Source organism: Verrucomicrobiia bacterium (assembly GCA_035574275.1).
In the GTDB taxonomy this organism is placed as follows: domain Bacteria; phylum Zixibacteria; class MSB-5A5; order DSPP01; family DSPP01; genus DSPP01.
The window spans coordinates 1-11,983 of the sequence record DATLYY010000071.1; the positions used below are offsets into that span (position 1 = coordinate 1).

Below are 11,983 nucleotides of genomic sequence, written 5' to 3' on the forward strand. Positions count from 1 at the left end.
CTGGTTGTCGTTCACGGTTACGGCGAACTGACAGGTGTCCTTCTTGCCGGAAGCATCGGTCGCAATACAAGTTACTGTAGATGTGCCCACCGGGAAGGAAGAGCCGGAGGGAGGCACACAGGCAATCGTGGCTCCCGGGCAGTTATCACTGACCGTAGCGGTGTAGCTGACGTTGGCGGCGCACTGGCCGGGGGTGTTGTTGACGCTGATATTGGCCGGACAGTTGGCCGCCGGCGGTTCGTTGTCGTTAACCGTCACGGTGAACTGGCAGGTATCTTTCTGGTCCGAGGAGTTGGCGGCAATACAGGTGACCGTGGTCACCCCCTTCGGGAAACTGGAACCGGAGGGAGGCGTGCAAACGATGTTTATCGGGCCGCAGTTGCCGGTGGCCGTGGCGGAAAAAGAGGCGGTGGCGGCGCACTGCCCCGCATCGGTGTTCTTTACGATATTGGCCGGGCAGGTGATGACCGGCGGGGTGCAGCAGGAAGAGAGGACGGTCGTCGTTTTGCATTCGTTGGAAGAAGAGAGCTCCACGCAGCGTTTGCTGGAATAGGGGCTGGTGGGATCGCAGGCGCTGTTGCCCGGATTGGGACAGGGGGAAGGTTTATCCTCCCCGCGGAACTTTACCCGGATGGAATAGGTGCCGGGGGTTGTGGGAATGGTCAGGGTGGCACAGGCGTTGCCGTTCGCATCCGTAAGCACCGAATCGTTGGCCCCCTGGCCCACATTCACGCCGCAGTTGCCGGGATTGATGAAGAACAGAATCTCTCTTCCCTGCAGCGGCGCCGTGCCGCCGCTGGAGCACTTTTGCTTCAGATTGGCGCAGACCAGGAGGGTGCTGCCCGGACAAAGAGTGCTGGGTATGGTGCTGGTTATTTTGAGAACGGTGTTATGGTCTTCGAAAAAGGTTACAGCTATCAAGCCGGAAGATTGCCCGGTCGCCGCCACTTGGAGTGACTCACCCACGTTGTCATCTTCCGGCACCACCCAGTAGGTGGAAAATCCTCCGGCGGCTGAAGCCTGAACCGACCAGGGGTCATGCCCCTCCCCCCCGGTATGGCCCGGATCGACATGCGTTACCTGAACAGTCACCCATTCGCTGGCCCAATACCCGCTGCCCGTAATCCAGACCGTATCGCCGGGGGCATAGTCAGGCTGGTCGGTTACAACGCTGGCACCGAAAGCAAAAGAGGGGGTAAAAAGGAGGGTGGCAATGAGAACGAACGGGGCTATATTGCAAGTGCGGCGAATAAACCGCACAAAGCCGTTTTGACCGCTTTTAGAAGAAAAAAGGCGGTTTCTGTATGAAGCCTTTCCTGCCGGCTTCCGGTCTAACCGCATAAGCCCCCTTTTGTATGGCAATCCCAGATCGTTAACTCTTCCACGCCTCTTTTTTTCTCTTTCTATCCCCCCTCAAGGGATTTGAAAGATAAAGCTCCCCTAATTTTGGCCCGACTGCCGGATTTCCCGCTAACTTATTGATAGCCTTGCTATTTCTTCTTATGAAAAAAAGCAAAGGAACTATCGCGATACTCGCTATGAAAAGGAAAAAACGACAGCTTTTGCTATCGCTTTTGGCAGGTCTTTATGTCGTCAACTATGCTTAAACGCACCCCTAATATAGGTTTTCCCAAGGGCTTGTCAAGAACTTTTTTGGCTTTTTTTGGGGTTTTGGGGGTGGGTCCGCCGGCCCGAATTAATGGCTATTTTTTTCCGGGGAGAAATTTGCTTTGGATACTTTCCGGCGTATATTTAGCTTTTACCGAACCAATAACAAAGAAAGGAAGGAATGCTTAGCACTTCGGATTTCAGAAAAGGTAGAAAACTGGCGTTGGACGGGGAGCTCTTCGAAATCGTGGACTTCCAGCACGCCCGGACGGCCCAGCGCCGGGCCAACGTCTGGACCCGTTTGAAAAACCTCAGAACCGGGGCAGTTTTGGAAAAGACCTTCGCCGCCGGGGAGATGTTCGACGAGCCGAACTTCGAACAGCGCAAGATGCAGTATATGTACACCACCGGATCGGAATACCATTTTATGGACCAGAAAAGCTACGAACAGGTGGAGCTTAATGCCGAACAGATTGGGGACTATAAATGGTATTTGGTGGAAAACGAGGAGTACAAAATCCTGTTTTTTGAAGGAAACCCCCTTTCCCTCGATTTGCCCGCCGCCGCCATCCTGAAGGTGGTGGAAAGCGAGCCGGGGGTGAAGGGGGACTCGGTCTCCAATTTGACCAAGGGGGCCAGGCTGCAAACCGGGCTTTCGGTCAAAGTCCCCCTTTTCGTCAAGGAGGGGGATATGATCAAGGTGGATACCCGCACGGGCGAATACCTCGAAAGAATGTAGGCCGGTGACCGCCGGCGCAAACCCCCAGCTTCTGGATAAGGCCCGTTTCGGGGCCATCCCCGTCATCGGCATCGACGAAGCCGGCAAGGGGGATTACTTCGGCCCCTTGGTCATCGCCGCCTGTTTTTTAAGCCCCGCCACCTTTGCCGCTTTGAGCGACCTCGAAATCAAGGAATCCAAAAAGGTTTCCGACGGCCGGGCCAAGTCACTGGCGGCTGAAATCAAAAAACACTGTCCCCATTCGGTGGTCAAAATCAACCCCGCCAAGTACAACGAGCTGTATGAAAAATTCGGCAACTTGAACAAGCTTCTGGCCTGGGGGCATTCCCGCGCGTTGGAGAACGTTTTGGCTGAAATCAAAGAGCCGGTGGAGCTGGTGATATCCGACAAGTTCGCCGGGGAGTGGCGGTTGGAAAAGGCGCTTTTGTCCGCCGGGAAAACCGTCCAGCTCGTTCAAATGCCCAAAGCCGAGGAATACCCGGCCGTGGCCTGCGCCTCCATTCTGGCGCGGGCCGCGTTTCTATACGCCTTGGATGACCTCTCCAAAGAAATCGGCTGGAAGCTGCACAAGGGGGCCGGAGAGCCGACCGACGCCATCGCCCGCGGGCTTTACAAAGAAAAGGGGGAGACCGGCTTGCGTTCCGTGGCCAAATGGCACTTCAAAAACACCCAAAAAATCGTCGGCCGGTTGCTTTAGCCGCCTCTCAAGGTATTAAGCCGTTTTAACTTAACGCGTTTCCAAAAAAAATCCAAAAATCTTCTTGACAAGCGCATCGGCAGCGCTTAACATTTAACCAAATGGTTAAGTATTCGTCGAATGCCCTGGACCAGACCTTCGGGGCGCTTTCCGACCCGACCCGCCGGGCCATCTTGAAAATGCTGGCGAGCGGCGAGCGCACGGTCACCGAACTGGCGGAGCCGTTTCGCATATCCCTGCCGGCCATTTCCAAGCATCTGCGGGTTTTGGAAAACGCCGGACTTTTGAGGCAGGAAAAGGAAGGCCGCATTCACCGCTGCCACATCATTGCCAAGCCGTTGAAGGACGCCTCCGAATGGATTGCCCATTACCGGGCGTTTTGGGAGCAAAGTTTCGACCGGCTGGACGAATATTTGTACGAACTGCAAAAGAAGGAGAAAAAGCGTGGCCGTAAAAAATAGCTCCGGCGTGCAAATCGGCGAGCAGGAGATCATCATCAGCCGGATGTTCAACGCTCCCCGCGCGCTGGTGTGGAAGGTCTGGACCGAGCGCCGGCATCTGGCCCGCTGGTGGGGGCCGAAGGGCTTCAGCACGCAGGTGCTCGAGATGGATTTGCGGGCAGGCGGCGTTCTGCATCTTCAGTTGCGCGGCCCGGACGGCGCCCTGTATCCGTGCAAGGGAACTTACAGCGAAATTTTGGAACCGGAGCGGATTGTTTACCGGGGCGCCGTTGAAAAAAACAGCCCCGGCTGCGGAGCGGGGCTGCCGCCGCAGGCCCTTGTCACCGTCCGCTTCGTCGAACAGGGCGCCAATCAGACGCTGCTCACCTTGCATACCCGTTTTGAGACGGCCGAGAATTGTCAGGCCGCCATCGAATCCGGCTTTGTCCCCGGTTGGCAGGACAGCTTTGATAATCTCGAGGAGCAGTTGGCGAACAGGTAGGAACACTTGAAAGGGAAAACAATGCGCAAATTAGCGGTATTCAATAACGTTAGCTTGGACGGGTACTTCACGGATCAAAACAACGATATGAGCTGGGCGCACCGGGATGACCCGGAGTTTAACACCTTCACGGCGGAAAACGCCAAGGGAGAGGGGGTGCTCGTATTTGGCCGGAAGACCTACGACCTTATGGCTGGCTTCTGGCCCACGCCGATTGCGGCGCAAATGATGCCGGAGGTGGCGGAAGGTATGAATCGAATGCCCAAAGTCGTTTTTTCCAGAACAATGGATAAAGCGGCATGGAAAAACACCACCTTGGTGAAAAGTGATCCGGCGGGAGCGGTTCGAAAAATGAAAAAAGAAGGCGGGCTGGACATGGTCATTTTGGGAAGCGGCAGCATCGTTGCGCAACTGGCCGGCGAGGGGTTAATTGATGAATACCAGTTCGTGGTAGTCCCCGTCATCCTGGGCGGCGGACGGACGATGTTCGAGGGTTTGAAAAAACGGTTGAACCTAAAGCTCGTCCGCTCGCACACCTTTCGCAACGGAAATGTCTTTTTGTGTTATGAACCGGTTGTATAAAAACTGTGCGCGGCTGCTTTTAGCTTAAAAAGAGCGCGCCCACTTAAAGAAAGGAGAGCAACCATGCGGTTTATGGTCATCGTCAAGGCCAACAAAGAGTCCGAGGCGGGTGTTCTGCCGGACGAGAAGCTTTTGACGGAGATGGGAAAGTACAACGAGGAACTGGTGAAGGCCGGCGTGATGCTGGCGGGGGAGGGGCTCCATCCGAGTTCCAAAGGGGTGCGCGTCCGCTTCAACGGGGACAAGCGGACCGTTATCAACGGCCCCTTCGCCGAAACAAGGGAGCTGGTCGCCGGTTTCTGGCTCTGGCAGGTGAAGTCGAAGGAGGAAGCAATCGAATGGCTCAAGCGTGCTCCTTTTCAAGAGGGGGAAGTCGAACTCCGCCAGGTCTTCGAAACCGAGGAGTTCGCCGCCAGCGACCCAACGGGCAAACTTCGGGAGCAGGAAGAACGGTTGCGCGCCCAGGTCGGGAAACGGAAGCGCTCTTGAAACCTTATGGTAAATGCGCCGACCGCGACTCCGCAAACTTTTGGGGATGTACTATCAACTAAGAAAGAGGGACATGAGAAAAATAATCGTTTTATCAATGATTACATTGGATGGAGTAATGCAGGCGCCCGGTGGGCCCGAGGAAGATACATCAGGCGGTTTCAAATATGGCGGTTGGACTGCACCCTATGGGGACAAAGCTTATGGCAAGGCCGTGCAAAAAGAGCTGAAACAACCGGCGGATTATCTTTTGGGCAGAAAAACGTTCGAGATTTGGGAGGGCTACTGGCCTCTCCATGCCGACTTTTGGCCGGGTATCAATGATGGCACAAAATACGTCCTGTCCAGGACCAGGAAAAAATCGGATTGGAAAAATTCCGTATTCATCAAAAGCGTGGCGGATATCAAAAAACTCAAGAAATCGGAAGGTTCCGACATTCAGGTTTGGGGCAGTAGTAAGCTCGTTCAGTTGCTATTGAAGCATGATCTGGTGGACGAACTCCGGCTCAAAATTCACCCCTTGACGCTTGGCAAAGGGAAAAAATTGTTTGACAATGGCGCGATTCCGGCCGCATTTACATTAACAGAGAGTTCTGTTACAACAACCGGAGTGATTCTGGCCAATTACAGGCGGGCTGGAAAAGTCAAAACCGGCACGGTTGGAGCTTAAGGAGAAATAAAATGAGAAAAGCAGTGTTTGGAATTAATATAACGCTCGACGGGGGATGCGATCATACCAACATGATTGCCGACGACGAATTGCACGAGTACTTCACCGGGCTCTTGCGAAACGCAGACATCGAGATTTTCGGACGCAACACGTATCATTTGATGTACCCGTACTGGCACGACGTTGCGATGAATCAATCGGAAACGAAAGCGACCAACGATTTTGCCCGCACGTTCGATGCAATACCCAAGATTGTCTTTTCAGCGACGTTGAAGAGCGTGGAGTGGAACAACACGACGCTTTTGCGCTCAAACCTTCAAGAAGAGGTCGTGAAATTGAAACAACAGCCCGGTAAAGGTATCTCAATAGGCAGTATCAGCATCGCTTCACAACTTACACGGCTTGGTCTTATTGACGAGTACCACTTTGTTGTTCATCCGATTATTGCACGAAAGGGACCTCGCTTGTTTGAACTGGACGGTATGAAAGATAATCTGCAACTGAAGCTTGTCGGCTCGAAAACGTTTCATTCCGGAGTTGTTGCACTTCATTACAAAAAACATGCACACCAAAAGAGCGTACAATGACCCCAAGCGGAGTGATTATTGCCAATTACGAGCGCGCCGGAAAAGTCAAAACCGGTACTCTTGGAGCTAAAGGCGGCCAACCGGTTAATAATTCCCAAGATAAAATGATTAGCAAGCTGGAAACGCTGTGAAGGAAGAAAGAGGAGTTGGTATTACCGCAGACCACACTATACCAAAAGCTGCGTCTCCCTCCATCTGGCGCGAATTGAAAAACGCCATACAGGGGACGGAAGCGGACTACACGAAAATCGGCATCGGCAAAGCCGTTTTTTTGCTTGCCGTCCCGATGATTCTGGAATTAATCATGGAATCCACTTTCGCGGTCGTAGACATCTATTTCGTCGGTCGCCTCGGCCCTTCCGCCGTGGCGACCGTCGGGCTGACGGAGACCTATCTTTTTCTGCTCTATTCCATCGGCATCGGGCTCTCCATGGCCGTCACGGCCATCGTGGCCCGGCGGATCGGGGAGAAAGAAAAGGATAAAGCCGCCATCGCCGCCGTTCAATCCATCCTCCTTGCCGTCTTGGTTTCGGTGCCGTTCGCCCTGATCGGCGTCTTCTTTGCCAAGGACTTGCTCGCCTTGATGGGGGCGGACGCCTGGACGCTCGAACACGGTTACCGCTACACCCAATGGATGCTGGGGGGAAATGCGGTGATTATGCTCCTGTTCGTCATCAACTCCATCTTCCGGGGGGCCGGCGATGCCGCCATCGCGATGCGCGTGCTCTGGCTGGCCAACGGGATAAACATTGTGCTCGACCCGGTTTTAATCTACGGGCTGGGGCCTTTTCCCGAGCTGGGAATCGAAGGGGCGGCCATCGCCACCAACATCGGCCGGGGGGTGGGTGTTCTTTTCCAGTTGTGGGTGCTTTTTCGCGGCGGCAAGCATATCCGCGTGCTTCGTTCCCATCTCGTCATGGACCGGCCGGTCGTCGCCAACATCCTGCGCACGTCCTTGGGCGGAGTCGGACAGATGATTGTCGGGATGACTTCCTGGATTTTCGTGATGCGCATTATTTCCGAGTTCGGCAGCCAGGCGGTCGCCGGCGCGACCATTGCCTTGCGCATCATGATGTTCACGCTGATGCCGGCCTGGGGGATGTCCAACGCCGTCGCCACCCTGGTGGGGCAGAACCTGGGCGCCCAAAAGCCCGACCGGGCGGAGCGCTCCGTCTGGGTGACCGGTTTCTGGAACATGCTTTTTTTGATCGGCGTGTCTGTTTTCTATTTCATTTACAGCGAGCGGCTGGTGGGCCTTTTCTCGGACGACGCGGAAGTGATCGCCATCGGCGGCAAGTGGCTCACCATCGTTTCCTATTCCTATTTCGTCTACGGCTGGTGGATGGTCGCCGTGCAGGCCTTCAACGGCGCGGGAGACACGGCCACCCCGACCAAAATCAATCTGGTCTTTTTCTGGCTTTTCCAGATTCCGCTTTCCTATCTTCTGGGAAAAACGCTCGGCGGGGGGCACACCGGCGTCTTCTGGGCGATTTTCATTTCGGAAACCTCCGTGGGGCTTTTCACCCTGTGGCTCTTCACGCGGGGACGCTGGAAAACCGTGCGGGTGTGAAGCGACTGATGAAACAAAAAACGATTGAAAGGAGACATGCATGCAAAAGATAACCCCGTTTTTGTGGTTCGACAGCCAGGCCGAAGAGGCGGCGAAGTTTTACACCTCGGTTTTTAAGAATTCAAAAATTACCAGCGTCACCCGTTATGATGAAGCAATGTCCAAGGCGGCCGGAAGACCGAAGGGCTCGGTCATGACCGTTGCCTTCCGGTTGGACGGGCAGCCGTTCGTGGCCCTAAACGGCGGGCCGGCGTTCAAATTCACGGAAGCCGTCTCGTTCGTCATAAACTGCGAAACACAGAAAGAGGTGGATTATTTTTGGGAAAAGCTGACTTCCGGCGGCGGGCAGGAAGTCGAATGCGGCTGGCTGAAGGACAAATACGGCCTCGCCTGGCAGGTGGTCCCCACCGTTATGTGGAAGATGCTGGGGGACAAGGACTCCAAGAAATCGGAACGGGCCAGGCAGGCGATGCTTCAGATGAAAAAACTCGACATCGCGGCGCTCAAGAAGGCGTACGCGGGAGGGTAATCGTATGATGCGGGGAAAATCGTTCAAAACCATCGATGAATATATCGCGGCCTTTCCAAGGGAGGTGCAGGGCATTTTGAAAACTGTGCGGCGGAAAATTGGGGAGTCGGCGCCTGCGGCGCAGGAGGCCATCAGCTACGGAATACCGACCTTCAAACTGAACGGCAATTTGGTGCATTTTGCCGCCTTCAAAAACCACATCGGGTTTTACCCGGCCCCCTCGGCTATTGTGGCTTTCAAAAAAGAGCTGTCGCGCTACAAAACATCCAAAGGGGCCATTCAGTTTCCGATTGATAAGCCGATGCCCCTGCCGCTGATTGGCCGGATGGTGAAATTTCGAGTGAAAGAAAATCTCGGTAAGGAGAAGTAGCCTATGCCATCCGTGCGAAGCTTGGAAATTCGTATATGACCGAGAACAAAAAGACAGTGGAACGGTACATGGAGGGCTTCCGCAAAAGCGACCATACGATGGTTCTCTCCTGTTTAACGGACGACGTGGTGTGGGAGATGCCCGGCTTTTTTCATCTGGTTGGGAAGGATGCGTTTGACAAGGAAATCGAAAACCCCGCTTTCACCGGCCGTCCGGAGATAACCGTCACGCGGATGACGGAGGAAAATGACATCGTGGTGGCGGAGGGCTCCGTGCGCGCGGCGCGCAGCTCCGGTGGCCTTTTGAACGCCGTCTTCTGCGACGTGTTCGTGATGCAGAGGGGCAAAATCAAGCAGTTGATTTCGTATTTGATGGAGGTCAAATGATGCGGACTGAATCCGCTCACCCTAAACAAAAAGGAGGTAACCGATGAACCAGGAACGTATCGTGCAGGCCGCATACTTTTTGCTTCGGGTTGTGGCCGGTTTGATGTTTTATCAGGCCGGCGCAATGAAACTTTTCGGCTGGTTTGGCGGAATGCCGGGCGGCGGTGTGGCCGTTTTTCCGTCCCAAATCTGGATTGGCGGCGTTTTGGAGGTCGTCGGAGGCGTTCTAATTATGCTGGGACTTTTTGTCCGCCCGGTCGCCTTCATCCTCTCCGGCGAGATGGCCGTGGCCTACTTTCAATTCCACCAGCCGGGCGGTTTTTGGCCGGTGCAGAATCAGGGGGTGCCCGCCGTCTTGTACTGCTTCATCTACCTCTATATGGCCGCCCGCGGCGGCGGCGACTGGAGCTTGGACGGCTTCATCAAGCGCAAACGGGGAGCCGCCCCAAGCGCCGCATAACAGGGAAGGAAATGCGCAAACTGATTCTGCAAATGATGGTTTCCTTGGACGGTTTTTTTGAAGGGCCAAACCGGGAGTTGGACTGGCACGTCTGGGACGAGGAGATGGAAAAAGAGGCCTGTGAAACGCTGGATTCCGTGGACGCCATCCTGTTGGGGCGCGTCGCTTACCAACTCTTCGCCGGTTACTGGCCAAAAGCCAAGGATTCCATTGCCCCCAAGCTGAACAAACTTCCCAAAATCGTCTTTTCAAAAAAGCTGGAAAGAGTGGAATGGAACAATTCAGGACTCTTTAAAGGAGATATTCGGGAAGAATTTTTGGAGGCCAAGGCCGAGCCCGGCAAGGACTTCATTCTGTACGGCGGCGGCGATATTGCCAGCACTTTTATGCGGCTCGGCTTGATTGACGAATACCGGCTCATCGTGAACCCGGTCGTTTTGGGGAACGGCCGGCCGCTCTTCAACGGCAACGCCCGGACGAATCTCAATCTTTTCAAAACTAAAAACTTCAAATGCGGCAACGTTATGCTTTACTATCACCCGAATAAAACAATCTAAAACAAGGAGGATTTTATGACCTACGTGGATGGATTCGTCCTGCCCGTTCCCAAAAAAAAGCTAACTCTCTACCGCAGGATTGCGCAAAAGGCGGGAAAGGTCTGGCGGGATCACGGCGCCCTGGATTACAAGGAATGCGCGGGGGATGATCTCAAAGTCAAAGGGTTGACCCCCTTCCCGCGTCTGGCCCGCTTGAAACCCGGAGAAACCGTCTTCTTTTCCTACATTGTGTACAAATCGAAAGCCCACCGCAACCAGGTGAACGCCAGGGTAATGAAGGACCCGCGCATGGACAAGATGATGGACCCGAAAAAGATGCCCTTCGACCTCAAGCGGATGGCTTACGGCGGATTCAAGGTCGTCGTCGATGTCAAAGGCGGAAAAAAATGAAGGAAACCGCCCCGCCCAAGGAGGAAACCACCCTCCGGCTTCGGCGGGTCTTCAAAGCCCCGCGCGAGAAGGTCTTTGCCGCCTGGACAAACCCGGAACAGATGAAAAAATGGGTGATTCCGGAACCGGGATTCGTCACGCCCGAAGTGGAAGTCGATTTGCGGGCGGGCGGGAAATACCGCATTCAAATGCTCTCGCCGAAAGGGAACTTCCACACCGCCGTCGGCGTCTATCGGGAAGTTTCCACACCGGAAAAGCTGGTATTCACCTGGTCCTGGCTGGAATATCCCATGCACGGCGAAACGCAGGTGACCATCGAGTTTTTCGACCGCGGCGAAAAGACCGAAATGCTCTTCACCCACGAACTCTTCCCGAACAAGGAGTCGCGCGACGACCATAACCGCGGCTGGAGCGGCGCCATCGGTCACCTCCAAACCTTTGTGGAAGGGAAAAGGGGTTGACGAACGGAAAGTTTTGCTGCTTTTTTCCGATAAGAAAAACGATTGCAAACCCAAGGGAGGTAGATATGAAGGTTTTAACGCTGGTAGCAGGCCTGTTTTTGTCGGCCGCCCCGCTTTTTGCCGATGAAAAACCGAAAGCCGCGAAGAGCAGTCCCGCCTTCGACAAGCTGAAAACGCTCGTCGGCGAGTGGCAGGCCAAAACCAAAGACGGCCAGGAGGTAAAAACCTCCTACAAGCTCGTCTCCAACGGCAGCGCACTGGTCGAAACGCTGGAAATGGGAAAAAAGGGAGAGGGGACGATGGTCACGGTTTACCACCACGACGGCAATAACTTGATGATGACCCACTACTGCTCGGCCAACAACCAGCCCCGGATGAAAGCCCAACCGGCCGCAGGCGAAATCAAGTCGCTGGTCTTTTCCTACGTGGATGCCACCAACCTGGCCCCGCCCGATTCCGGCCACATGCACAAACTCGTCATCACCTTTCAGGATGAAAAACATATGACCCAGGAATGGACCTGGCGGGAATACGGCAAGGACGCTTTCACCGAACTTTTCGAGTACAAACGGAAATGAAAAACAGCGCCGTCTAACATTTATTCGATTTACTCGCCAAGGCCCCGCCGGCTGGGAACCAAAGTTTAAGTATTAGGCAGAATTATTCAACAGTTTTAGCAATATCGGATTGAGAGGGAGTCGCGGGCACCGAATCAAGCGACTCAAATTTCACGAGTAGGCGTCTTTCACTTCTTCCGGGACCTCCTTCAAGAATAGTTACAAATGGTCTAAAGCCATTTTGTTCTACTCTGATTTCATGCTTTTCGTAAGGTACTTTAAGATATGTAAATTGGACTGCTTGAGATTTGACGACCTTTCCATCAAGATATATTGTTGCATTATTTAGTGGCGGTTCACCAAAGACAAGAAGCTCATAGCAGGTGACT

The 11,983-nt window shown here is 54.2% G+C and carries 19 protein-coding genes; 17 read left to right on the forward strand and 2 right to left on the reverse strand.

Going from position 1 to position 11,983, the window contains the following annotated elements; genetic code table 11:
- Positions 1-1,260: HYR domain-containing protein (locus VNL73_09585; protein ID HXF49657.1), on the reverse strand; the 1,260-nt coding region annotated here is incomplete at its 3' end.
- 529 nt (positions 1,261-1,789) lie between these two features.
- On the opposite strand from VNL73_09585, the gene efp reads away from it, so the two are divergent.
- The 17 genes from efp to VNL73_09670 all read left to right on the forward strand — a co-directional run bounded on the left by efp (position 1,790) and on the right by VNL73_09670 (position 11,615).
- A complete protein-coding gene (gene efp / locus VNL73_09590; GenBank protein ID HXF49658.1) occupies positions 1,790-2,347 on the forward strand; it encodes an elongation factor P in 558 nt (185 codons plus the stop codon).
- A 4-nt stretch (positions 2,348-2,351) separates the two neighbouring features.
- On the forward strand, positions 2,352-3,044 hold the full coding sequence (gene rnhC, locus VNL73_09595; protein ID HXF49659.1) for a ribonuclease HIII: 693 nt from the start codon (positions 2,352-2,354) through the stop codon (positions 3,042-3,044).
- A gap of 101 nt (positions 3,045-3,145) precedes the next feature.
- On the forward strand, positions 3,146-3,505 hold the full coding sequence (locus VNL73_09600) for a metalloregulator ArsR/SmtB family transcription factor (GenBank protein ID HXF49660.1): 360 nt from the start codon (positions 3,146-3,148) through the stop codon (positions 3,503-3,505).
- A complete protein-coding gene (locus tag VNL73_09605) occupies positions 3,489-3,986 on the forward strand; it encodes an SRPBCC domain-containing protein (protein ID HXF49661.1) in 498 nt (165 codons plus the stop codon). The genes VNL73_09600 and VNL73_09605 overlap by 17 nt, the downstream gene beginning before the upstream one ends.
- Positions 3,987-4,007: 21 nt before the next feature.
- Positions 4,008-4,568 carry a dihydrofolate reductase family protein gene (locus tag VNL73_09610; protein ID HXF49662.1) on the forward strand — a complete coding sequence of 187 codons (561 nt, stop codon included), beginning with the start codon at positions 4,008-4,010 and terminating at the stop codon, positions 4,566-4,568.
- 63 nt (positions 4,569-4,631) lie between these two features.
- Positions 4,632-5,057, forward strand: coding sequence for a YciI family protein (locus VNL73_09615; protein ID HXF49663.1), 426 nt, complete (start codon positions 4,632-4,634; stop codon positions 5,055-5,057).
- A 73-nt stretch (positions 5,058-5,130) separates the two neighbouring features.
- On the forward strand, positions 5,131-5,727 hold the full coding sequence (locus tag VNL73_09620) for a dihydrofolate reductase family protein (protein HXF49664.1): 597 nt from the start codon (positions 5,131-5,133) through the stop codon (positions 5,725-5,727).
- Positions 5,728-5,738: 11 nt separating this feature from the next.
- Positions 5,739-6,314 (forward strand): dihydrofolate reductase family protein, encoded by a 576-nt coding sequence (locus tag VNL73_09625; GenBank protein ID HXF49665.1) that lies wholly within the window; start codon positions 5,739-5,741, stop codon positions 6,312-6,314.
- A 151-nt stretch (positions 6,315-6,465) separates the two neighbouring features.
- On the forward strand, positions 6,466-7,884 hold the full coding sequence (locus tag VNL73_09630) for an MATE family efflux transporter (GenBank protein HXF49666.1): 1,419 nt from the start codon (positions 6,466-6,468) through the stop codon (positions 7,882-7,884).
- Positions 7,885-7,924: 40 nt separating this feature from the next.
- The gene (locus VNL73_09635) at positions 7,925-8,413 is read left to right on the forward strand and encodes a VOC family protein (GenBank protein HXF49667.1); all 489 of its coding nucleotides are present in this window, start codon (positions 7,925-7,927) and stop codon (positions 8,411-8,413) included.
- Between the two features lie 7 nt (positions 8,414-8,420).
- Complete coding sequence (locus VNL73_09640) at positions 8,421-8,783, forward strand: DUF1801 domain-containing protein (GenBank protein ID HXF49668.1); 363 nt, start codon at positions 8,421-8,423, stop codon at positions 8,781-8,783.
- Between the two features lie 35 nt (positions 8,784-8,818).
- The gene (locus VNL73_09645; GenBank protein ID HXF49669.1) at positions 8,819-9,169 is read left to right on the forward strand and encodes a nuclear transport factor 2 family protein; all 351 of its coding nucleotides are present in this window, start codon (positions 8,819-8,821) and stop codon (positions 9,167-9,169) included.
- Positions 9,170-9,212: 43 nt separating this feature from the next.
- The gene (locus VNL73_09650; GenBank protein ID HXF49670.1) at positions 9,213-9,629 is read left to right on the forward strand and encodes a DoxX family protein; all 417 of its coding nucleotides are present in this window, start codon (positions 9,213-9,215) and stop codon (positions 9,627-9,629) included.
- A gap of 11 nt (positions 9,630-9,640) precedes the next feature.
- Positions 9,641-10,186: a dihydrofolate reductase family protein gene (locus VNL73_09655; protein HXF49671.1), complete on the forward strand. Its 546-nt coding sequence runs from the start codon at positions 9,641-9,643 to the stop codon at positions 10,184-10,186.
- 15 nt (positions 10,187-10,201) lie between these two features.
- On the forward strand, positions 10,202-10,576 hold the full coding sequence (locus VNL73_09660) for a DUF1428 domain-containing protein (protein ID HXF49672.1): 375 nt from the start codon (positions 10,202-10,204) through the stop codon (positions 10,574-10,576).
- Positions 10,573-11,037: an SRPBCC domain-containing protein gene (locus VNL73_09665; protein HXF49673.1), complete on the forward strand. Its 465-nt coding sequence runs from the start codon at positions 10,573-10,575 to the stop codon at positions 11,035-11,037. The genes VNL73_09660 and VNL73_09665 overlap by 4 nt, the downstream gene beginning before the upstream one ends.
- A gap of 65 nt (positions 11,038-11,102) precedes the next feature.
- Positions 11,103-11,615, forward strand: a complete 513-nt coding sequence (locus VNL73_09670) for a hypothetical protein (GenBank protein ID HXF49674.1) — start codon at positions 11,103-11,105, stop codon at positions 11,613-11,615.
- Positions 11,616-11,697: 82 nt separating this feature from the next.
- Here VNL73_09670 and VNL73_09675 read toward each other — a convergent pair.
- Positions 11,698-11,983 (reverse strand): hypothetical protein (locus tag VNL73_09675; GenBank protein HXF49675.1); only part of this gene is annotated, 286 nt, incomplete at its 5' end.

Coding starts and splice junctions, on each gene's coding strand:
- VNL73_09660 (HXF49672.1), top strand. CDS start 10,202: ATGACCTACGTGGATGGATTCGTCCTGCCCGTTCCCAAAAAAAAGCTA.
- efp (HXF49658.1), top strand. CDS start 1,790: ATGCTTAGCACTTCGGATTTCAGAAAAGGTAGAAAACTGGCGTTGGAC.
- VNL73_09650 (HXF49670.1), top strand. CDS start 9,213: ATGAACCAGGAACGTATCGTGCAGGCCGCATACTTTTTGCTTCGGGTT.
- VNL73_09645 (HXF49669.1), top strand. CDS start 8,819: ATGACCGAGAACAAAAAGACAGTGGAACGGTACATGGAGGGCTTCCGC.
- VNL73_09610 (HXF49662.1), top strand. CDS start 4,008: ATGCGCAAATTAGCGGTATTCAATAACGTTAGCTTGGACGGGTACTTC.
- VNL73_09625 (HXF49665.1), top strand. CDS start 5,739: ATGAGAAAAGCAGTGTTTGGAATTAATATAACGCTCGACGGGGGATGC.
- VNL73_09665 (HXF49673.1), top strand. CDS start 10,573: ATGAAGGAAACCGCCCCGCCCAAGGAGGAAACCACCCTCCGGCTTCGG.
- VNL73_09640 (HXF49668.1), top strand. CDS start 8,421: ATGCGGGGAAAATCGTTCAAAACCATCGATGAATATATCGCGGCCTTT.
- VNL73_09655 (HXF49671.1), top strand. CDS start 9,641: ATGCGCAAACTGATTCTGCAAATGATGGTTTCCTTGGACGGTTTTTTT.
- VNL73_09620 (HXF49664.1), top strand. CDS start 5,131: ATGAGAAAAATAATCGTTTTATCAATGATTACATTGGATGGAGTAATG.
- VNL73_09600 (HXF49660.1), top strand. CDS start 3,146: ATGGTTAAGTATTCGTCGAATGCCCTGGACCAGACCTTCGGGGCGCTT.
- VNL73_09635 (HXF49667.1), top strand. CDS start 7,925: ATGCAAAAGATAACCCCGTTTTTGTGGTTCGACAGCCAGGCCGAAGAG.
- VNL73_09670 (HXF49674.1), top strand. CDS start 11,103: ATGAAGGTTTTAACGCTGGTAGCAGGCCTGTTTTTGTCGGCCGCCCCG.
- VNL73_09615 (HXF49663.1), top strand. CDS start 4,632: ATGCGGTTTATGGTCATCGTCAAGGCCAACAAAGAGTCCGAGGCGGGT.